The 22395-nt window shown below is 39.3% G+C and carries 17 protein-coding genes; 4 read left to right on the top strand and 13 right to left on the bottom strand.

Annotated elements, in window-relative coordinates; genetic code table 11:
- The first annotated feature begins 84 nt into the window (after window positions 1–84).
- The gene (locus tag CSV69_RS02145) at window positions 85–1275 is read left to right on the top strand and encodes an MFS transporter (RefSeq protein WP_085429100.1); all 1191 of its coding nucleotides are present in this window, start codon (window positions 85–87) and stop codon (window positions 1273–1275) included.
- A 151-nt stretch (window positions 1276–1426) separates the two neighbouring features.
- Here CSV69_RS02145 and CSV69_RS02140 read toward each other — a convergent pair whose 3' ends face one another.
- The 6 genes from CSV69_RS02140 to CSV69_RS02115 form a co-directional block, all read right to left on the bottom strand.
- A complete protein-coding gene (locus CSV69_RS02140; RefSeq protein WP_099692645.1) occupies window positions 1427–2314 on the bottom strand; it encodes a transcriptional regulator CcpC in 888 nt (295 codons plus the stop codon).
- Entirely contained in the window at window positions 2301–3740 is a 1440-nt protein-coding gene (locus CSV69_RS02135; RefSeq protein ID WP_199170390.1) for an MDR family MFS transporter, read from the bottom strand. Before CSV69_RS02135 ends, CSV69_RS02140 begins: the two co-directional genes overlap by 14 nt.
- A gap of 140 nt (window positions 3741–3880) precedes the next feature.
- Window positions 3881–4318 (bottom strand): cyclic-di-AMP-binding protein CbpB, encoded by a 438-nt coding sequence (cbpB, locus tag CSV69_RS02130; RefSeq protein ID WP_085428500.1) that lies wholly within the window; start codon window positions 4316–4318, stop codon window positions 3881–3883.
- 136 nt (window positions 4319–4454) lie between these two features.
- Window positions 4455–4685: a hypothetical protein gene (locus CSV69_RS02125; protein WP_085428499.1), complete on the bottom strand. Its 231-nt coding sequence runs from the start codon at window positions 4683–4685 to the stop codon at window positions 4455–4457.
- Between the two features lie 178 nt (window positions 4686–4863).
- On the bottom strand, window positions 4864–5733 hold the full coding sequence (locus CSV69_RS02120) for an NAD(P)-dependent oxidoreductase (protein WP_099692644.1): 870 nt from the start codon (window positions 5731–5733) through the stop codon (window positions 4864–4866).
- A 185-nt stretch (window positions 5734–5918) separates the two neighbouring features.
- Window positions 5919–6077, bottom strand: a complete 159-nt coding sequence (locus CSV69_RS02115; protein WP_233192311.1) for an aspartyl-phosphate phosphatase Spo0E family protein — start codon at window positions 6075–6077, stop codon at window positions 5919–5921.
- A gap of 237 nt (window positions 6078–6314) precedes the next feature.
- Here CSV69_RS02115 and CSV69_RS02110 point away from each other — a divergent pair, with 237 nt between their 5' ends.
- Window positions 6315–6503, top strand: coding sequence for a YkvS family protein (locus tag CSV69_RS02110; protein ID WP_085428496.1), 189 nt, complete (start codon window positions 6315–6317; stop codon window positions 6501–6503).
- A 59-nt stretch (window positions 6504–6562) separates the two neighbouring features.
- Window positions 6563–7210 carry a hypothetical protein gene (locus CSV69_RS02105; RefSeq protein WP_085428495.1) on the top strand — a complete coding sequence of 216 codons (648 nt, stop codon included), beginning with the start codon at window positions 6563–6565 and terminating at the stop codon, window positions 7208–7210.
- Window positions 7211–7283: 73 nt separating this feature from the next.
- On the opposite strand, the gene CSV69_RS02100 is transcribed toward CSV69_RS02105, so the two are convergent.
- Window positions 7284–8663, bottom strand: coding sequence for an ATP-binding protein (locus CSV69_RS02100; RefSeq protein ID WP_233192319.1), 1380 nt, complete (start codon window positions 8661–8663; stop codon window positions 7284–7286).
- 183 nt (window positions 8664–8846) lie between these two features.
- On the opposite strand from CSV69_RS02100, the gene CSV69_RS02095 reads away from it, so the two are divergent.
- Window positions 8847–10601 (top strand): B12-binding domain-containing radical SAM protein, encoded by a 1755-nt coding sequence (locus CSV69_RS02095; RefSeq protein WP_099624446.1) that lies wholly within the window; start codon window positions 8847–8849, stop codon window positions 10599–10601.
- 714 nt (window positions 10602–11315) lie between these two features.
- On the opposite strand, the gene CSV69_RS02085 is transcribed toward CSV69_RS02095, so the two are convergent.
- The 6 genes from CSV69_RS02085 to CSV69_RS02060 all read right to left on the bottom strand — a co-directional run bounded on the left by CSV69_RS02085 (window position 11316) and on the right by CSV69_RS02060 (window position 22343).
- The gene (locus tag CSV69_RS02085; RefSeq protein ID WP_085428492.1) at window positions 11316–12665 is read right to left on the bottom strand and encodes a TrkH family potassium uptake protein; all 1350 of its coding nucleotides are present in this window, start codon (window positions 12663–12665) and stop codon (window positions 11316–11318) included.
- 163 nt (window positions 12666–12828) lie between these two features.
- A complete protein-coding gene (locus CSV69_RS02080) occupies window positions 12829–13593 on the bottom strand; it encodes a TerC family protein (RefSeq protein ID WP_085428491.1) in 765 nt (254 codons plus the stop codon).
- Window positions 13594–13989: 396 nt separating this feature from the next.
- The gene (locus CSV69_RS02075; RefSeq protein WP_099692642.1) at window positions 13990–17166 is read right to left on the bottom strand and encodes an efflux RND transporter permease subunit; all 3177 of its coding nucleotides are present in this window, start codon (window positions 17164–17166) and stop codon (window positions 13990–13992) included.
- A gap of 192 nt (window positions 17167–17358) precedes the next feature.
- Entirely contained in the window at window positions 17359–18936 is a 1578-nt protein-coding gene (locus CSV69_RS02070) for a peptide chain release factor 3 (RefSeq protein ID WP_085428489.1), read from the bottom strand.
- 114 nt (window positions 18937–19050) lie between these two features.
- Entirely contained in the window at window positions 19051–20541 is a 1491-nt protein-coding gene (locus CSV69_RS02065) for a UDP-N-acetylmuramoyl-L-alanyl-D-glutamate--2,6-diaminopimelate ligase (RefSeq protein ID WP_085428488.1), read from the bottom strand.
- A 413-nt stretch (window positions 20542–20954) separates the two neighbouring features.
- Window positions 20955–22343, bottom strand: coding sequence for an aldehyde dehydrogenase (locus tag CSV69_RS02060; RefSeq protein WP_369823928.1), 1389 nt, complete (start codon window positions 22341–22343; stop codon window positions 20955–20957).
- Between the last annotated feature and the right edge of the window lie 52 nt (window positions 22344–22395).

Raw genomic sequence — 22395 nt, 5'->3', positions numbered from 1 at the left:
TCAACACATAGCAAGCACTATACAGACATTCCAGAATTGTTTGTGATACGATTAGGAAAAAGTTTCTGGAAAGTGAGCTACCGAATGAACAAACCACCTACAAATATCGCACTCTATATTCTGATGTTCAATATGTTCATCGCCATGGCAGGTATCGGCCTCATCATCCCCATTATGCCCGAATTTTTAGGTACTTTTGGCGTCGCGGGACGCGCACTCGGACTGCTGATTGCCATCTTCTCTTTCGCGCAGTTTATTTTATCTCCTATTTCAGGAAACCTTTCCGACAAATACGGAAGAAAACGTATCATTATTTTCGGTTTGATAATTTATAGTCTTTCTCAATTAGCTTTCAGTCTATCAACAGAGCTCTGGATGCTCTACGTTGCACGATTCTTTTCAGGCTTTGGCGCTGCCTTTATTATTCCACCGACTATGGCATTTGTAGCGGATATTACTTCTTTAGAAAATCGCGGACGTGGAATGGGATTACTAGGTGCTTCCATGTCGTTAGGTTTTATGGTTGGGCCTGGTATCGGAGGATTTCTATCTAAAATCAGCTTACACTTCCCATTTTATTTTGCTGCATCTGCATCAGTCCTAGCAGCGGTAGTCTCTTTATTCTTTCTGCCTAATCCGAAACCTGTACTACAAGGAGCTGCAACGAATGAAAACATTTTTCAGCAAATGCGTAGATCTACGAAAACCCCCTACTTTATCATGCTGATTGTCATGTTTGTATTTTCATTCGGTTTGGCTAATTTTCAATCGACCATTTCGTTGTATGTAGATCAGAAGTATAATTACACTCCTTCGCAAATTGCAGTCATTATTACCGTTGGAGGTTTTGTGGGTGTCATCATTCAAACGTTCGTCATCGATCGCTTATTCAGGCGGTTTGGAGAAATGCGTGTCATTTTAATTAATTTAGTTATAGCGGCACTCGCTATGCTAGGTATTTTATTCGTCAATACATTCTTCACTATTCTTTTAGTGGCGACAGTTTTCTCAACCGCCACTTCATTACTGCGACCGGCAGTAAACACCTTGGTTTCAAAACTCGCTGGTAAAGAACAGGGTTATGCAGCAGGTATGATGAATGCTTACATGAGTTTAGGTAACATGATCGGCCCTGCTACCGCTGGATACATCTTTGACATCAAAATGGAATCGCCGTATATAGTCGGCACGATCATTTTGTTGTTGTGCTTCACTCTTGCTCTATACTGGTCAAGGAATAACAAGCCGCTTCTTGAGTCTGCTAGAACTCGATAAAAAAGACTTCCACATTTACTGGAAGTCCAACAACTAAAGACAACTTCGTGAAACACGGAGTTCGTCTTTTTTTGAATTTAACTATTCTTTGTTATAAGAAACAGTAGTTTACCGACTTTGCTTACTCTATTTTAACTATATAGACTTTACTCTATTGACTTTTCCTCAACAACTCTGCGTAGTCCTGCACAATATCGACGAATGCTCTCACTTGCTTCAGTTCAAATGTAGAAGCGTATCCGATCATCCACGTATCACGCGTCAATTCGAACTCTTCTTCGCTATTTAGCAACGGAATTCGATTGACTTTCTCATCTCCCGACAAAGTAATAGATGGCAGGATAGCATAGCCTATACCCTTCAGCGCAAGTTGTTTGCATGTCTCGATCTGATCCACAACAATTTGACGTCCGGGGTCTTGATTAAAATGCTTATGCCACCAGCGTTGAATTTCCATGTAATAGTTCGAATCACTTTTATATTGTATGAAATGACGATTTGTATCTTTTAATTCATCTATAGTCGAAATTTCGGAATCCACCAAATACAGTTGATCACGGAATAGATACACCCGATTACTCTTCCAATCAGTTTGCCCCCTGACAATACCGATATGGGCTTCTCCTTCATACAGCGCTTTAGAAATTTCCGAACTCCATCCCGTCATCAAAGAAATCTTGGCATCAGGGTACAGTGCGACATAGTCTTTCAATACTTGTGGCAACCACGTCTGACCAATAATCGAAGCACAGGCAATCTTCAAAGTTCCGTGGACCTTATCTTCTAAAGATGCGATCAATTCTATTGTCTCATCCTTCTTCGCTAACGACTCCTTCGCGTAGCTGATAACGTGTTCACCTGCTGGCGTCGGTTCCAGCCCTTTCTGTGATCGAATGAATAACTGCATACCCCATTCTTTTTCGATCGTCTGGAGGCGTTGTGACAAGGCTGGTTGTGATAAATGAAGACGTTCTGACGCTTTGCGCATATTCCCCTCTTCTGCCAACGCTTTAATTATATCTAGTTCAGTTGTTGACATAATCTTGCACCTTCCCCCGCGGAATTCGTAAAATCAATAATAAGCTGATCACAGCAAATATAGCAATTGCTATATACACCCAGTGCAATGAACTATCTAAACCGCTCTGCAAACTGACAAGCTCCTGTGACGAAATCATTGAACGACCATCTTTGGTGAGCAATGTATTGACATCATCAATTGTGTAAGCCAACTTTTCTTTTGCAAAATAGGCAATGAGTGTACTGTTCAAAATCGCACCAAACACAGAGGCACCAATTGTGTTTCCAAAGTTTTTCATGAACATATTCGCTGCAGTAGCCGACCCTCTTTGTACGCGCGGCACAGCTCCTTGAATCGTTACAATGAATGAAGTATTAGTCAGACCCATACCAACACCTATGAAGAAACTAGAACAACCTGCCCAGATCGGTCCTAGTGTAGCATTCATGAACACAAACATGGTCGTCCCGATCACGAGTGACACACCACCGGCAAACGATACAAGAAAAGGACCAAACCGTATGAGTAGGTGTCCTGCCAGTGAAGAAGCTAAGGGCCAGCCGATCGACATAGCCGTCAGTGTAAAGCCCGCTATAATTGCTGGTTGTTCCATAACTCCCGACACATATGTAGGTAAATAAGAAGAGACCCCTATTAAAATAACGCCAGTGGTCAATGAAACTAGATTCGCATATAAGATGACTGGATTTCTCCAAATACTAAATGAAATAAGCGGATCTTTCGCACGTTTTTCTTGCCTGAAAAATAACCAAAATAAAATCCCTGAAAGTACAATCAATCCTATACCAAGAGCTGATAAACGTCCGAACCCTTGCCCACCTTCTACTAGCCAAATCAAAAGTGTAGACAATGCGAATGTTAGTAAAAATGCACCTTTGTAGTCAACGGACGCTTTTTGTGTTTCTTTCGGTTCATGTAAAAAGAAGTAAATGACACCCATTGATAGTATTCCAAGCGGCACGTTCACCCAGAATACATACTGCCAGCTAACATACTGTACGAGTAACCCACCAATGACAGGACCTGAAACTGCTGAAACACCCCATACACTTGATAAGTATCCTTGTATTTTTGCCCGTTCTTCTGTTGAATAAATATCTCCAATAATTGTGGTCGCGATTGGCATGACAGCACCTGCTCCCAACCCCTGTATAAGACGATAAACAATCAATTGCTCCATCGAGACGGCAAATCCGCAAAGTATGGAACCAATTAAAAAAATGGTCAATCCTATAAAAAATATGGGCTTTCGTCCAAATAAGTCCGCTAATTTTCCATAAATCAATACCGTCACTGTACTCATCAATAAATAAGAGGAGAAGATCCAACTATATCGAGAAAATCCACCTAAGTCGGAAGCAATCGTTGGCATGGCAGTGGTGACAATAGTCGCTTCAACTGCTCCTACAAACATAGCAAGCATCACAGCAGCAAGTACAAGAGGGCGATTTGTTTCTTTTCGCACAAATAGATCAACTCCTTCTATTAGAAAAAGACCCCTTTTATCGGAGCCTTTTAACGTTTTTCTATACTAGCTACTTTACTGATCTTCAAATCGATTTATTAAACATTATAAATATACTTTTTAAATTCTTTCATCACAACGCGTCTAGTAATAATGCCCGCAAATGTGCCATCTTCTTCAGTAACACATAAAAATGGATGATTGATCAATAAATCTAACGCGCGTTGAAAACGATCATTCACTCGAATCGTTGGTAAATCTGTGTCCATAATCTCATCGACTTTTATATCTTCTAATCTCTCATATTCAATACGTTCCATGCCTAAAATAGAGTCTGTAATCATACCAATTCCAAGGAGCCCCTTCAAACGATACTGATTATCCAGTACAGGGATAGCAGAGTATCCGGTCTTCGTTAAAACAAGTAAAGCATGCTCGGCATTATTACCCAGTTGCACATGGGCAACTTTCTCTGAAGAAATAATTTGGTCCGCTATAGGCGCGGTGAGAAAGTCTTTGTTATTTATAGAAACCATAGGTGATCTCTCCTTCTGTTCATCATCTAAATACATATACCTAAAAGTCCGTCCATTGTTTCAATTCCATCATACCACAAATAGCCTTTTTCCACCTAAAAAGAAAGCGCATTCCAAAAACAAAAAACCCCTTTCTTTAATAGAAAGAGGCCCAGTAATAAAAAACGATGATAAAGATAAACGCTGAGGCTATTATGATAATCCACAGCAATGGATTCATGGCATATGGATGTTCAGCTGCTGTATCAGGGATTTTGTTCTTTTCATTTAACTGAAATGAACGACTTGTTTTTCTAACTCCAGCAATTCCGATCCCGAGCATGACGACTGTTACAATAATCATAGGCCATAACCAAATATCCCACACATGACTCACTCCTTTTCACGCATCTTATACTAAAGAGCATGTGCAAGAAGTAAGAATTTATGTGCCCTTATAAATTCAAATAGTCGTTCATGAATAGCTTTTATTGATCTTCATGAAATACTGGAGCTAAAAAGCGAAGTGTTGGAATTACGCTAATGCATTTAACTTCTTAGGTTTTTTAGTCAATATACTTCTTGATCAAGACTTGCGTTCCATTTTCGCCATAGCCTTTTGCGAGCAAATCAGTATACATATCGCGAGCGAGCTGTAGTCCAGGCAATTTTAAATTCAGTCTTTCGGTTTCTTCTAGTGCAATATTTAAATCTTTCACAAAGTGTTTTACATAAAATCCTGGCTCATAGTCTTCCTTAATAATTCTAGGGCCGAGATCAGACAAGCTAAAGGAGTTCGCAGCACCCGAAGTGACGGACTGTAACATCGTATCCGGATCAAGTCCCGATTCCATTGCATAAGCAATTGCTTCACATGCACCAATCATATTTCCTGCAACAGTTATTTGATTGCACATCTTGGCGTGCTGGCCAGCTCCAGCTTCTCCTTGATACACAATTTGCTTACCGAAAACAGATAAGATCGGCAATAGTTTATCAAATAATTCCTTTTGACCTCCACACATTATAGAAAGTGTTCCGTTCCTCGCCCCAATGTCTCCACCTGATACAGGTGCATCAAGTGAATACATTTGTAAAGATGCAGCTTTCTCAGCAATCGTAATAGCTAACTCAGGACTGGAAGTAGTCATATCCACTACGATCTGTGAAGGCCGACTGTTAGCAAATATACCTTGTTCAGATAGATATACCTCTTCTACATCAGACGGCATCCCAATCATCGTAAAAATAATATCTGCGTCCTTAATTGATTCAGCTACATTATCCGTCCATTTGGCTCCTAGTGCTACCAATGGTTCTGCTTTTGATTTCGTTCTAGTGAATACAGTTACGTCATAAGATGCGTCAAGCAAATGTTTGACGATGCTCGATCCCATTACACCTGTTCCAATAAAGGAAATTTTTTCTTTTTGCATATTCCCACTCCTCTTTATGTATGAATATATCCATCGTACAGAAATTCAAATATTTTTACAATTAAGAAAACCAAAAAAGAGGACCAATATGTAATTGGTCCACAAAAGGGGGAAATGAGAATGTTGCTGTGTTCTTTCATATTATGCCCATTATAACAATGAGTTAAACATCTATTCCGATAATTTCAAACTTCTTTTTCAACCTTATTATTTTCGTACTCATTAATTAACACATCTAATTTACAGCTGAGTTTAATGGTATTTTCAGATTGCATACCATATTCTTGGGCAACATGGATTAATTGCTGTCTAAGTTTCTCTATTTCCAATTCACGTTTATGCACGAACCTGCACACCTTCCATATGTAATTACTCTACTCTTATACATACCAACAACTACATAAGATTAAACAGAAAGATTTTCGACGTTTCGCGACAAAACGCTGTTGTATATTTCTCGCGTTATTAAAAATATGCCTTTACGTTTTGTATTTTATAAGGCAAACTATAAAGTAATTCTTTATAGTACATTTTCATCACTCTTGTAAGAGCACATTATGATCGGAGAAAGGATGGATAGTATGACGATAGCTGAAATTGGTGATATCATTGAATTTAAAGAAGGTTTGCAAGGTGTAGTTGAAAAAGTGAACGAAAACTCTGTAATTGTAAATTTAACGTATATGGAAGATTTCGATGAATTGGCAATGGAAGAGAAAACTGTCATCAATCACAAACGGTATAGTATATTAAAACGTACACAAGAATGAAACTTTCTTTGCAGTTATCCGTCCAATAATTAGAATAGTATATGAAGGAGTGGAACGATTTGAACAACAAATGGCGTATTATTTTCACCTCACTAACAGCTTCCGTCATGCTTGCCGCATGCGGAACATCTGATGCTGATGCAGAAAAAGATGCAACAGATCCTGCGATCGAAGAACCTGCTACTCCCGAAACAGATGTAGAAGAAAGCACTTCTACTGAAAATGAAGCAGAAATAGAAACGGATGCTGAGGAAGAGACAAGTGAAGTTTCAATGGAAGATGCTGTGGAAACTGCGAGTGATGAACAAGACTACTCCATGATGGTGCTTCCCGGATACAAACTAACAAGCGAAGAACCAGGCAGAGATACTCTCTATTTTGAAGAAGATAGCGAAACGTTCATGCGTATTGAAACAATGCCTAAAGATGATGAGTCGTATACTTTTGATGAACTTTATACAAATATGGAAGAGTTATTGACAGCTTCAAGTGATGGTGAAACACCTACTGAAATCACAGAGGAAGCAGATCTTCCACAAGCTGACGGCATTACGTCTGTTAAAGGCGCAACGGTAGAGTCAACTGAAGGGTATTTCACAGGCTATGTCATGGAGCATGAAGACAAATTGGTGCGAGTGACAGTGTACGCTAAAGAAGATAACGAACATATGAAAGAATTTAAGCAAATGGCGGCTACAATCAAATAATATTGTCTTATAAATAAAAGGCCAATCCATAGAAATAAAATGGATTGGCCTTTTTCCTTGTATGAACTCTATGTTATTCCGATAATGCTACAGAAACAAGAGGAAATGATAAATAAAAAACAGTTCCCTTATCCAGTTCACTAGTAACAGAAATAGTCCCGCCATACTCAAGTACGGTTTTTTTGACAAACGGAAGTCCTAAACCCGTCCCCCCTGGTTTATCTGATACGAATGGTAAGAATATGGTTTCCATCGTCTTCTCGTCCATCCCAACCCCCGTATCGGATATTAAGATATCAATTTTATGTTGTTCACCTTCATTTACACTGATAGACAATGTATCATTAGGAATCATAGCTTCCATTGCGTTCTTAAGTAGATTAATTAATACTTGTTTAATACGATTGGGGTTCGCCCGAATGAGCATTGGTTCTTTTGAATTAAATTCATTCACTAAATGAATTTGATCCAATAGCGCCTTAGGTCGTAGCAATAATAGTACGTCTTCTATTAGAACAGATAATGAAAATACAGTAATTTCGTCAACCACAGGTTTTGAGAGCGCAAGCATTTCATTCAATATTTCATTCATTCGTTTGACTTCTTCTTGAATAACGCTAACATACATTTGAGCATTACCTGTCACTTCATGTTCAAGTAGTTGAAGAAACCCTTGTAACGTCGTCATAGGGTTACGTACTTCATGTGCGATGCTTGCAGCAATTTCACCTGTTGTACATAACTGATCAGAGTGTGCTAACTGATCTAAAAGACGTTCTCTTTCAGTTATATCTAATATTCTTAAAATGAACATTCTAGTTTTATGGTCCAATGTTAAGCTAACTTCGTAAATATGAGTAAGTCCGTTCGCGGAATACGACATATTGACTTTTGAAGATGCTTGGATAGTTGCTTTTTGAATATAATCTTCATAGGAGAATGTGGAAGTAGGTGTCATTAGTGCAAAATGATCCTGCAAGTGAACAAACTCACTAGATGAATGAGAAGGGAATTCATTAGAAAATTCATTATTAGTTGAAATGATATACCCCGATTCATTCACTAATGCCATAGGTATAGTGGCTGTTAAATAGGCGTTTTCATACAATTGAAGAAGTTTTTCATTCTGTTCACCAATTTTTATTGTTATAATCGCCTTATCTGCATGCTGTTGGTATATAATATAGCATGGTTCCTTTTTTTCATTCGATACAATTAAATGACCTGTCAATACATTATGCCCTGAAATTACTTGGGTTTTGGCTAGATGCAAGCGCGTCTCAATTTGTTCTAATAAAGGTTGATCGAATATATCGGACATATGCTTAGGTGTACCCATATGATCCATCAACAACTTGATTGCCTCAGTCATTTCAAGCACATTTCCATTTTCATCCAAAATAATTTTAAATAGAGAGTTCTCTAGAAATCTGCTGATATCTAGTGTTTTCATAACCAAATTAGGACCTCCTCAACTCTTTAGAAACCACATAATTAGGATGTCATATAATTTCTACAATTGTAAATATATCCATATTCAATCTTATTATTGCACAGTATCCCGCCTCTTGACATAGGTATTTAGTCTCTTTTATAGTCAATCTTATTATTACAATTTTAGGTTAGGAGTTTTACAATGAATATCGTTTTATCAACATTAAACGCCAAATATATACACACAAATATCGCTATACGTTATTTGAAAGCTTTTGCAGCTCCAGAGTTTGACTGTGAATTGGCTGAATTCACCATCCATGACCCTACCCTTTCCATCGTCTCCGAGCTTTATCAACACTCTCCGGACGTCGTTGGATTCAGTGTGTATATTTGGAACATAGAAGAAACACTAAAGGTAATTCGGTTATTAAAGCTGACTAGTCCGAAGACTGTCATAGTTTGTGGTGGGCCTGAAGTAACATACGATTACGATCAATGGTTAAAAAGAGTACCAGAGATCGATATCATTGCAATCGGTGAAGGTGAAAAAACTTTTAAAGATATATTATGTGCTGTGGATGGACAAACCGATCTTGCTTCCGTACAAGGTATTGCCTATCGCAAAGAAGGTAAACTAAAAATCACAGCGCCGGGACCTAAATTGGATCTTCGGGAACTGCCTTCCCCTTTTCGTTTTGCAGAGGATATTCCCCATCTCTCAAATCGCGTAATGTATATCGAAACGAGTCGCGGCTGCCCATTCTCTTGTCAATTCTGTTTATCGTCTATTGAAGTGGGCGTTCGATATTTCCATCGAGAAGCAATAAAAGATGATATTCGCTATCTGATGGAGCATGGTGCTAAAACGATAAAATTTGTTGATCGGACATTCAATATTAGTAGAAGTTATGCAATGGAAATGTTCCAATTTCTCATAGATGAACATTTGCCTGGAACTGTATTTCAGTTTGAAATCACAGGAGATATTATGCGTCCAGAAGTCATTCAATTTCTAAATGACAACGCACCGAAAGGCCTGTTCCGCTTTGAAATAGGAGTTCAATCTACTAATGATTTGACTAATGAACTTGTGAAGAGACGACAAAACTTCACCAAACTTTCACGCACCGTTACGATGGTCAAAGAAGGTGGAAAAATTGATCAACACCTAGATTTGATTGCTGGATTACCTGAAGAAGATTATGATTCTTTCCGTGATACATTCAACGAAGTATTTGCATTACGACCTGAAGAATTACAATTGGGCTTTTTAAAGCTACTGCGTGGAACGGGCTTACGTATTCAGGCTGAGCAATATGGTTATCAATATATCGACACCGCTCCTTATGAAATTGTATCGAATAATGTTCTGTCCTTTGATGATATGCTGAAAATTAAACAAACAGAAGACATTCTTGAAAAATATTGGAATTCGGGACGTTTTATACACTCTATGGAGTACATCGTCACTGAATTGGTGGATACACCGTTCGACTTCTTCCAATTATTCGGCGCATTCTGGGAGAAACAAGGTTGGTCACGTATTGGCCATCAGTTCGAAGACTTATTCACTCGTCTGGAACGCTTTCTGATTGAAATATTGAAAGTGGACACTTCTATAGTAGTCAGTCTTTTAAAGATGGATTATTTACTTCACCAAAAATTCTTACCAAGGAAGATTTGGTGGCATACTACTTTACCCGAAGAAGAGTTAAAGGATATCTATCAAGTTCTTCTACGTTCTCCTCACTTGCTTGGCGAATCATTTGAGTCGACTGGTTATACTGAGCGAACAATTCGCAAGCAAGTCTTCATCACAAAGACCTTTGCCGAATTGAAAGAGGATCTAACTGTCATAAAAGATCCTGGATATCTTATTATCCAATACACGCCAGGCGAAAAAGCACAGCATTACCACCTATCTGAACAGGTACTAGAATCCGTTTATCAATAAAAAAGAGCTATCCACGAAGTCATAGATGATATGACTTCGTGCGATAGCTCTTTTGCTTTGTGAAGTATAGCAGTGTAATGGTCTGGTTAGCAGGCGTCTTCGGGTGGGAATTGGCGCTACGGAGGGGACGCTTTCCTAGAGGGCTCGCGGTGAGCCAACCAGTTCGCTTTGCTCTCTTTGGTTGTCTCGCCTGTCGAGCTGATCCTCTGGGAGTCGCCCCTCCTACGCGCCAATCCCTTGCAATGTAAGTGGGTGATACCTTTTGTTGTTCATTAAAGTTAGTGTTGTAACAGATTTTAAACTGTAGAACTTGAATCTAAAGAAGTTAAAACAAATCAATAATTCAAATACTACCTACAGTGAGTGATCTAAGTAACACAACTATCAACGTAGGATGGAAGCGGAAGTTGGCGGCGAAGTGCAAAGATGTGCTCCTAACGCTTCGCTTTTACTCGCAAAAGCCGTTCTTCGTTACGGCTCTTCCCGCAGGATCAGCTCGAAAGGTGAGACAACCAAAAGGGAGCTCGCGACCTGGTTGGCTCACCGAGAGCCCATGGGAAAGCGTCCGCCAACTGGAGCTTCCATCCCGAACCACTCACAAACTCACTCATCACTCTTAAGACTTTGCTCTTGAGATTTTCATACGAACAGTAATCTAAACAAAAAAAGAGACACCCCGTCATGATTTCCGGGACATCTCTTTTCCACTTCATCTTAGCCAATAATAACACGCTCTTTTGGATAATGATAAGGCGTTTTATTCGACTTGCCACCTATTGTATAGATGAACGATATCAACCCTACACGTCCAATAAACATCAAAACCATAATAATGATCTTGCCAACTATCGATAAATCTCCTGTTATACCTAAGGACATTCCACAAGTTCCGAAAGCAGATGTAATTTCGAATAACAATGGAACAACAGGAATTCCAGGCTCCGTAAGCAACAACAACAACAACGCGGCCAATACCATAAAACAAGCTACGAGAATGACTGCATACGAACGGAATACATCGATGAGTTTAATTCGACGCTTAAATATATGGATGACGTCATTTCCTCGTGCAAAGTTAATGAGGAATAAAAGCGCAATTGCAAATGTTGTCGTACGTATTCCGCCACCTACTGAACTTGGGGAAGCACCAATGAACATTAGCGCACTAACAAAAATATCTGTAGCTTCACTAAATTGCGTTACATCATATGTTACCAGACCTGCTGATCGTGCAGATACGGAGTGGAATAACGCCGTAAAGAATTGCTGATGCCAACTCATTCCTTTGAATGAATTGAATGATTCCAGCAACCAAATAATCAATGTACCTACAAGCAATAGAACACCGAATGTCGCAGTTGTGATTTTAGTAAAAAGTGAAAAGCGGAAATGTGGGACCTTTTTTGAAAAGAAGCTCTTTACCTCAATCAAAACTGGGAATCCAATAGCACCCAAAATGATCAACGTCATCAGTATGAGCTGTACGAAATAATCATCGTGATAAGGCATCATCGAAGAACCCGTAATATCAAAACCCGCATTCGTAGTTGCAGACACAGACATGAACATTCCATTCAATAGCGCTTCACTAAACGAGTTATAAAAACGATATATATATAAGGTTAGAATGCCACCACCGATAATCTCAATGGCTACGATAATTTGGATGATCTGACGAATTAATTGAACTACGCCTTGTAATGTGTACTGATTGGTATCGACCATAATCAGTTGACGCTCTCTCATGCCGATTTTTTTCTTCACAAGTAGCCAGAAAAACGTACCTAATGACATGATACCGATTCCACCTAGCTGAAGGACGAGCATAATCATGCAAAGGCCAAATACTGAGTACGTTTCACCGATGCTGATAGGAGACAGTCCTGTGACACTTACTGCGCTGACAGCGGTAAACAAACTATCTATAAATGCTACTTTCACACCCGGTTTATATACTCCTGGTAAATTCAACAACAGAAAAGAAGATGCAATCGCTAAAAAATAATAAAAGGCAATGATCTGCGCTGGAGTAAACTTATGAAAAAATTCCCTGGAAAGCCTCATTTTTTTCAAATTCCTTTCATAACGGAAACTTCATTTTTCTACTTTATCAAATCCCATGATGAAAAGATAGCTATACATATAACTTTGCACTCTTTCCTATCTTCCAAACCCCAGTTAAAAAACGCAGCCCCTCCTATTTTACACGGGAGGGACTGCTTTCGTTTTACCTATTCGATTTTACTTTAAACTTCGCAACTGCTAGTAAATAACCGCCAACTGCTAAGATCAATAACACAGCCCAGAACGTTGTTTTCCACAATGTAGAGTGTGGGAATGATTCTGGAATGATGAGAAGTGCTGGATGCGCAAGAGTTAACACAACCAACTTCACACCTACCCAGCCGACGATTAGGAAAGCCGCTGTTTCAAGTGTAGGATACTTTTCAAGCATAATAACAAATTGTTTCGCTGCAAAACGGATCATGATTAAACCGATCATTCCACCTAACAACATCACAATGAACTGTCCACCGTTGATGCCGCCGACATGGAAGTTACCTAACTCTGGCAACGTAACTGCAAGCGCAACTGCCGCAAGCATAGAGTCCAGTGCGAACGCAATATCTGCAAGCTCAACTTTCAAAACGGTCATCCAGAAACCAGATTGTTTTTTAGGTTTCTTATTGGGATGTCCTTCTGGCTTATGTGTAATTTTATCGTATATATTTTTACCAGCAATAAATAACAAATAAGCGGCACCGATTGCTTGTATTTCCCAGAACTTCACTAAGAATGTAATCATGAAGAGTGCTGTAAATCGGAAGACGAATGCTCCTAGTAAACCATAAAATAAAGCTTTCTGTTGTTGAACTTTCGGTAAATGTTTCACCATTACGGCCATTACGACGGCATTGTCTGTTGCTAATAGGCCCTCTAGTACGATCAATACTACGAGTACCCATGCGTATTCTAATAAAATCGGATCCAACATAATTCCTCCTTGTTTTTTACAATATAAAAAGACCCTCACCTAATAAATAGGCAAAGGTCTCGCTAAGTCGGAATTTCACGTACAAATCCAGCTATCATAACCGATGACCGTTGAGTCAGTCACGTATTGACGATTATGAAATAGGTTTCCCTATAGCTACTCCCCTTTGACAGTGCGTCAAAGTTATTAAGTTATTGGATACTTTTAAAGTATTATAACATGATAACTTTACTTTGCAAATAGTTTAGGCGATGTCTATTGTGCTATTTAATTCGAAGTGAAGATTTGTATGATAGTATGCTGCACACTTTTCTATTACTACTATACTTTTCTTTCACAAAATTTATTCTGCAAAAAAACCGGCAAATGGAAGATTCCATTTGCCAGCAACACTTATTGTTTAATTTCTCTAACCGTTACAGTTTCAGTTACTGTCTCCGTTACGGTTACAGTTTCTGTTTCTTTCACTGTACCAGGTTGATCTACTATCACAGATTGCGCTTTTTTAGGTGTCTTCATTCCACGACGTGTCTCCCGATCAAACAAGCTATAAATAATAGGAACAATATACAACGTCAGGAATGTAGAACTGATCAATCCACCAATTACTGCTATCCCCATCGGCTGGTTTAACTCCGAACCTTCACCAAGGCCCAGTGCTAACGGTAGCAAGCCTAATATAGTTGTGAGTGCAGTCATTAGGATTGGACGGACACGGTCGCGTACAGATGACATGATAGCGTCGTAGGAGCTGAGTCCTGCTTCTTTACGCTGATTGATATAATCAACCAATACAATACCATTGTTGACGACTATCCCGACCAATATGAGAAGACCTATAACTGCTGTGATACTAACAGGTGTGTTCGTAAAGAATAAAGCAAGTGAGACACCGATTAGCATGAGTGGCACAGAGAACATGATAACAAATGGATATTTGAACGACTCGAACTGTGCTGCCATTACGATATACACTAATACGACGGCCAATACTAAAGCCAATAGCATATCGTCAATCGCACTTTCGAATAACTCACGATCACCACCGTATGAAAGTTCCACTTCACTTGGCAAGTCAAGATCATCAACAATATCATTTACTTTTTTCGTCATATCCCCTAGTGATTCACTGGATAGATATTTTACTGTAAATGTGATCGAATGTGCTTGATCCACACGAATTATTGCCGCAGGTCCTTCTGCGATTTCTACATCTGCTACATCTTTCAATTTCACAAACGTATTTTGTGGTGTTTTTAATTCCAGTTCTTTTAATTTATCTATACTATTGCGGAAACGCTCATCATAGCCAACGTTTACTCCGACTACTTCGCCTGTTTTTTCAAAGACGATTTGTGAAGCAAAGACGCCACGTGTAACGTCACTAACCGTTTGCGCTATCTGATACGGAGCTAATCCAACATCTGAAGCTTTTTCACGATCTACTTCAATTTTAATTTCCTCTACTGTATCTATTAAATCATTTTCCACTTCAGTTACAGTATCCATGTCACGCAACTTCTTATCTAACTTGGAAACTGCTTTTCCTAACCGTTCTTCATTTGTATCATTTAGAGAGAATGTTAGAGTATTTGGACTTGAGCCAGCGGCAGTCTGTAGATTGAAACTAATGTCTGCATCATCACCAATTTCTTCTTCTACAATTGGTTGCACTTTGTCTACGAATTCAAATACAGAGCGATCACGTTCATCAAGTGGTATTAGCTTCACATACACTTCCGCCATATTACTTTCTGATCCGCCTTGCGCCATACTTTGTTGTGTTCCGCCGACTAAACTGACGTACACTTCCACATCATCTTGCTTCTTCATTTCTTCTTCGATTCGTTTTACTACATCATCTGTCGCATCGAGTGAAGCGCCATTTGGTAAATTAACATTAATACTGAACGATCCTTCATCAGTAGCAGGCAGGAATTCTGTTCCTACTTTTATAATTCCGAATACACTGGCTGCAAGCAATACACTCGTTAATAACAGTACAAGTAAACGATGACTCAATGCCCACTTGACAGACTTTTCGAATCTATGATTTTTCTTCACACGAGACTTTTTCTCTAGTGTTTCTTCTGTAGGTGTCTTTAACAAACGACTCGCAAGCATCGGTACGACAGTCAATGCAACGACTAACGATGCAAATAAACTGAATGAAATCGTCAACGCGAACTCTGTGAAGATTTGACCAATGATACCCGTAATGAAGATCACCGGTACAAATACAGCTAGAGTAGTTAACGTAGATGCCGTTATAGCTCCGCCCACTTCCTTCGAACCATCTTTTGCGGCTTCTGTCGGTGTTTTCCCCATGGCTAGATGCCGTTCGATGTTTTCTATCACTACTATGGCATTATCGACTAACATACCAATACCTAGAGCAAGTGCACCGAGTGTCATAATATTTAATGAGAAATCCGCGAAATACATGAGAACGAACGTCACAATAACCGAATACGGAATGGCTACTCCAATGATGATTGGACTCTTAATTCCACGTAAGAAGACAAATAATACGATCATCGCGAACAAGCCACCAAGAATTAGTGACTGGCCGATATTGCCGATCGCCAGCTGTACATAGTCCCCTTGGTCAAAAATAACGTCCGATTCAATATCTTTATATGCATCTTTCTCTAATAACTTATCCAATGATTTTTGAAACTCTTTAGAAACCGTTGCAGTATTTGCTCCCGATTCTTGAAGTACAGACAATAATACTGCCTGATTATCATTAGCTCGTGTTTCTGTTTGTACTTTCGGTTCCAATAATGCTACATCCGCCACGTCAGAGACTTTGATTTTATCACCTGTCTGAGGATTGGCACCTATTTGGATCCCTCGAACATCCGAGATATTTTGAACTGTACTTAAGATTCTGGTCGTTAACTTTCTTCCGTCACTCGTATCAATCGGATCACCTGGCATGGATAAATTACTAGCCTGTATCGCCTGCACGACATCTGATTGAGCCAAGCCAAACTCTTTTAATTTTTCAGGATCTAAAATAACCTGAACATCTTCAATGATTTTCCCTGAAACGTTAACACTTGCTACGCCATCAATACGGCGTAATTCTTTTTCTAGCTCCTCTGCGATTTTCCGTATATTTGCATCTTTATCTACTGAACGTAAAGATAATTGAATAACCGGAAATTGAGAAGGATCAAATTTCATGAAACGTGGTTTATTGGCACCATCGGGCACTTCCACTTGATCAATCCGTTGAAGAATATCCATTTGTACATCATCAATAGAAGAATCCCAATCAAATTGAAGAAATACTAAGTTAGCACCTTCCTGCGAAGAAGATTGCATGGACTTTAAGCCCGGCGCTGTCGACAAACTTTCTTCTAACGGTTTGGTGATTTTCTCACTCACTTCTGTTGGCGAAGCGCCCGGATAATTCGTGACTACTACCGCAACAGGCGGATTTAAATCAGGAATTAGTGTAACCGGAATTTTAAAGAAAGACACGGCTCCTAATATAATGACAAGAAACATCGTAACTAGCGTAAAAACAGGTCGTTTGACCGAGAAACTACTAATCTTCATTTATTTATTCCTCTCTATTCTCAGCACAATAGCCGAGGTAACCTTTTAATATTTTCACCATACCACTTGAATGCAGTACTTTCCTCATATTTTGCTCTAATTTCAACAAATTGACACAACAAGTTTTCACAATTTTAACAAATAACCCGATCGGATTACAATTAATCCGACCGGGCGTGTATGTTATAAGTATTATAATTGATTGTACAACTTGATATCAGGGAACTTATCTTGGAACCAGCGCATCGCGAAATTATTTTCAAACAAGAATACTTTACGCTCATAACGGTCTTTTACGAGCAATGCACGTTGTCCTGCCATCGTTTCTTTTACATCTTCTTCGTTTTCAATCCAGCGTGCTACTTTAGAACCCATTGTTTCCATTTGCACTTCCACATGGTACTCTGCTCTCATTCGGTGTTCAAAGACTTCGAATTGAAGCTGACCTACTGCACCTAAAATAACTTCTTCCGTATGCAGTGTTTTGTAATATTGAATAGCTCCCTCTTGAACGAGTTGTAAAATACCTTTATGGAACTGTTTAGATTTCATAACATTTTTAGCACTTACTCTAACGAATAGCTCAGGGGTAAATTGCGGTAGAGCTTCAAATTGGAAGTTGGCTTTTCCGCCAACGACTGTATCACCAATTTGATAATTACCTGTATCATATAATCCAATAATATCACCCGCTACCGCTTGATCAACAGTTTCACGATCATCCGCTAGAAATTGAGTCGTTTGTGACAACTTGAAGTTCTTGGAAAGTCTCGGAACATTTACAGACATGCCACGTTCAAACTCTCCCGACACGATTCGAACAAAAGCAATACGATCCCGGTGTGCAGGATTCATATTAGCTTGAATCTTGAAGATGAAGCCAGAGAAAATATCCGAAATGGGATCTACGTATTCAGCATCCTTTGTCAGCCTAGGTTGTGGTTCAGGTGCGAATTGCAAAAATGTTTCCAAAAATGTTTGGACACCGAAATTAGTCAACGCACTTCCGAAGAATACTGGAGTTAAATCTCCTTTAGCAATTCGTTCTTCATCAAAGTCGTTTCCTGCTTCATTCAATAGCATGACATCTTCTAACGCCTGCTTATAATAAGAAGTTTCCTGCATGGAGTGTTCTACTGCAAGCTCGCCTTCTTCATCAATCGGAAGGAAACGATCTTCACCATTAGTAGGACGTGCCAATTCTATACGTTTATTAAAACGATCATAAATACCAAGGAACTCTTTCCCCATACCGATCGGCCAATTCATTGCGTACGATTGGATTTCTAAAACTTCTTCTAAATCTTCCAGTAGTTCCAATGGCTCTTTACCTTGTCGGTCCATCTTATTAATGAATGTAAAAATAGGAATCCCACGCATTTTACAAACTTTGAACAATTTAATCGTCTGTGGCTCAATACCTTTTGCAGAATCGACCATCATAACGGCCGCATCGACTGCCATTAAGGTTCTATACGTGTCCTCACTAAAATCTTCGTGTCCAGGTGTATCTAAAATATTGACACGCTTACCATCATAGTCAAATTGCAAAACGGAAGAAGTTACAGAAATCCCACGTTGCTTTTCAATTTCCATCCAGTCAGATGTAGCGAATTTCCCTGACTTCTTTCCTTTAACTGTTCCAGCATCGCGAATTGCACCGCCAAAATACAGTAGTTTTTCAGTTATTGTCGTTTTACCGGCATCCGGGTGAGAAATAATCGCAAACGTTCGTCGCGAAGATATTTCATCTTGTATATTCTTTTGCATCAATCGTACTCTCCTTTTACTTACGTTTTCTATCATAGAGAGAATAGGGATGCATTTCAATGATTTTCATTGAATTGACTAAAAAACTATACGCTCTCAAATCTTCTCTGTTCTTCATTTATTGATAGTTGTATCGCCAAACTTTTTAGTTGCTTCCTCAAGTGCAATCTTTGCATCGGAATGTGCATATTTTGTATTGCCGATAATTTGGAAGTCTTCATGACCTTTTCCTGCAAATATGATGATATCCCCTGCATTTGCTTGCTCAATTGTATGCCGTACTGCCTCTTCCCTATCCCCTATACAAATGTACTGATCATGTGGCATCGTGGCACTCAGTTCCGATAGGATGGACTCATACGGTTCGTCTCGCGGATCATCCGTCGTAAACACGACATAATCAGCAGCTGCTGCTTTTTCTCCCATAATTGGGCGCTTAAGACGATCTCGGTTACCTCCTGTTCCAATCAAAAAGAGAAGACGACTTCCTTCCTGTTTTAAAGGGTGTACAGTAGCGATGGCTTTTTCAATTGCATCTGGTGAATGTGCGTAATCGATAAAAATCGTCAATGGTAAAGAAGTTTCCACCTTTTCCAAGCGACCTTTCACTGTCGATACATTCGCGATGAGTGGTAAAATATCTTCCGTCTTCAATCCTTTTGCATATAACGCCGCAATGGCAGCTAATGAATTATATACGTTAAACTCTCCAATCAATGGCATCGTGACAGAGAATATCCCATCTGGGGCTTGTAATTGAAATTTCGTACGGTTAGACTGCATCTCGATTGCTGTCGCTTGAAATGAAGATTTTACGTGAATCCCATATGTAAAAATCGGGAAAGAAGTCATTTCGATCATTTTACTACTCCACGGATCATCTGCATTAATAATGGCAAACTTTTGCTGATCCAGTTGCTGACCGAGTTGTGCAAACAATAATCCTTTTGCCGCACTATAATTTTCCATCGTTTTGTGATAATCCAAATGATCATGCGTCAAGTTAGTGAAAATCGCGATATCAAATTCTGTTCCCGCCAGTCGACCTTCAACCAAGCCGTGTGAAGAGACTTCCATGATCATCGATTCACAGCCTTCATTTGCTGCTTGTGCGATCATTTGCTGAGTAGTTAAAACGTCAGTCGTTGTATTTTCTGTTTCATAAAGAATATCATTTAATTTAAAACCAATCGTGCCCGACACAGCAGTCTTTTCATCTACCTGTCGCAGCATGTCATGAATGATGTTGCCGACACTTGTCTTGCCGTTAGTACCTGTCACGCCAATCATCTTCATGCGCTTTGAAGGATACTGATAGTACTTAGATGCCAATAACTCGATCGCTTTTGCTGTGTTTTCTACGTATACAACCGCTGTACGCTCTTCATCAATTAAAATAGGTTCAGACGCCACAATAACGCGGGCGCCGCTCAATAGGGCTTTCTGTGCGAATTGATGGCCATTTACAGTGTAGCCTTTTAGACAGACAAATACCCCTCCATCTTGAACAGCTCTAGAGTCTACCGCCACATCCGTGATATTCTCAGGCAATGTCCCTTTTATTGTTTTTACAGGCAGTACGGATAGCAATTCTTTCGTATTCATGTGATTTCCTCCAGTGAGTTGGTGAATAGCCTTAATCATTATAACAAATAAATGAATTTCACTAAAAAGGCTTTATTTATTGAAAAAATGAAGTACTAATTAATTAATCAATTACTAGTATCATACGCGTATTTTCTTATCACATCCACCTAAAACCTCATACATTGAATATTGAATGAAGAGTATTAAACATGTCAATAGAACAGACTACTGCTGTCCACCATTCTACATATCTACTTTTTTGAACAGCCGCAGGATCTCATCCCAATATTTGATCTAAACAATAAAGTCATAGATTACATGATACTTCTCTTCTCTCTATAGTAGAAGTCATTAAAAAGATATTTATTGACCACAAAGGCACTCTGCTGGTTGAAAGTCAGCAGAGTGCCTAGACAATAATTCGCTTTCTGTTAGCGAAGGAAACGCTTCACTAATTGCAGTTTCCCTTTGTATGGTGGAAACGCTAGGGGCACCGAAACGACGGTGCTCTTTTTCATCATCGATTTAGAATGGGTGAACGTTTCAAAACTCGCTTTGCCATGGTATTGATTCATTCCGGAAGGCCCTACTCCACCAAACGGTAAATGAATGTTGGCAACATGTGAGACCGTATCATTGATGCAACCTCCACCAAACGGTAGTGCTTCTATAAAGTGATTAGCTGCTTCATCGTTTTCTGTGAAAAAGTAGGCAGCTAACGGTTTAGGCAACGTACTAATTTGTTGTATCGCAATCCCTAAATTATCATACGGAAGTACAGGCAAGATCGGACCGAATAATTCATCTTGCATACTTGCGCTATTCCAATCGGATAATACCAAAATCGTCGGTTCAATATATTTATCTGCGGCGTCTGTATGGCCGCCTTCTACGATATATGCTTGATCTTGTTCTAATATTTTTGCCAAACGATCGAAATGACGATCTGCAATTATACGACCGTAGTCCGTACTCTTCTGCGCATCTTTTCCGTAAAAACGATGAATAGCGTTCTTCATTTCTTCTACTAATTCATCGTGAATCGATATATCAGCCAGTACATAATCTGGAGCTACACACGTTTGACCTGCATTCATAAACTTACCCCAAACAATTTTCTCCGCAGCTTTTTTAATATCTGCCGTATGGTCGACAACCGCTGGGCTTTTCCCACCCAATTCCAGTGTAAATGGAGTTAATCTTTCCGCACAAGCCCTCATGACGATTTTCCCTACGTTTGCACTTCCCGTAAAGAATACATAATCAAATGGTGCTTGTAACAACAGTTGCGTCTCTTCTTTGTAACCATGGACAACTGATACATACTCGGCAGGAAAAATACTTGACATGATTTTGTCCACGACAGCTGCCGTATGTAGTGCATCCTCTGACGGCTTCAATACTGTACAATTTCCTCCTGCTATGGATCCTACAAGCGGATCAAGCAATAGTTGGAATGGATAGTTGAATGGTCCAATAATCAAAGCCGTTCCATACGGTTCCTTCACGATAAAACTCGTTGCAGGCTGCAGATGGAGAGGTGTCTTCACTTTTTCAGGCGTTGCCCATTCATCCAAGTGATCTATCATGTGTGTAATACTGGACAAGACGAAACCTATTTCTGATACATACGCTTCAAGTGGATGCTTGTGCAAGTCTTTATGCAAAGCTTCCAAAATTTCTTTTTCATGCTTTTGAATTGCTTTGTATAGTTTTTCCAGCATCATGATTCGGAATGAAATACTACGCGTCACACCCGACACATAATATTGTTTCTGTTTGTTCATAATCATTTCAAGTTCTAAGTTCGTCATTGCCAAATTATCCACACTCCTCATAATTGTTGTTATTATCAGTCTACCATCTTATGCA

Source organism: Sporosarcina sp. P26b, from assembly GCF_002743245.1.
GTDB classification, from domain to species: Bacteria; Bacillota; Bacilli; order Bacillales_A; family Planococcaceae; genus Sporosarcina; species Sporosarcina ureae_C.
Note: the sequence above shows the minus strand (reverse complement) of the source record. Positions and strands in the feature narration are given on the sequence as shown.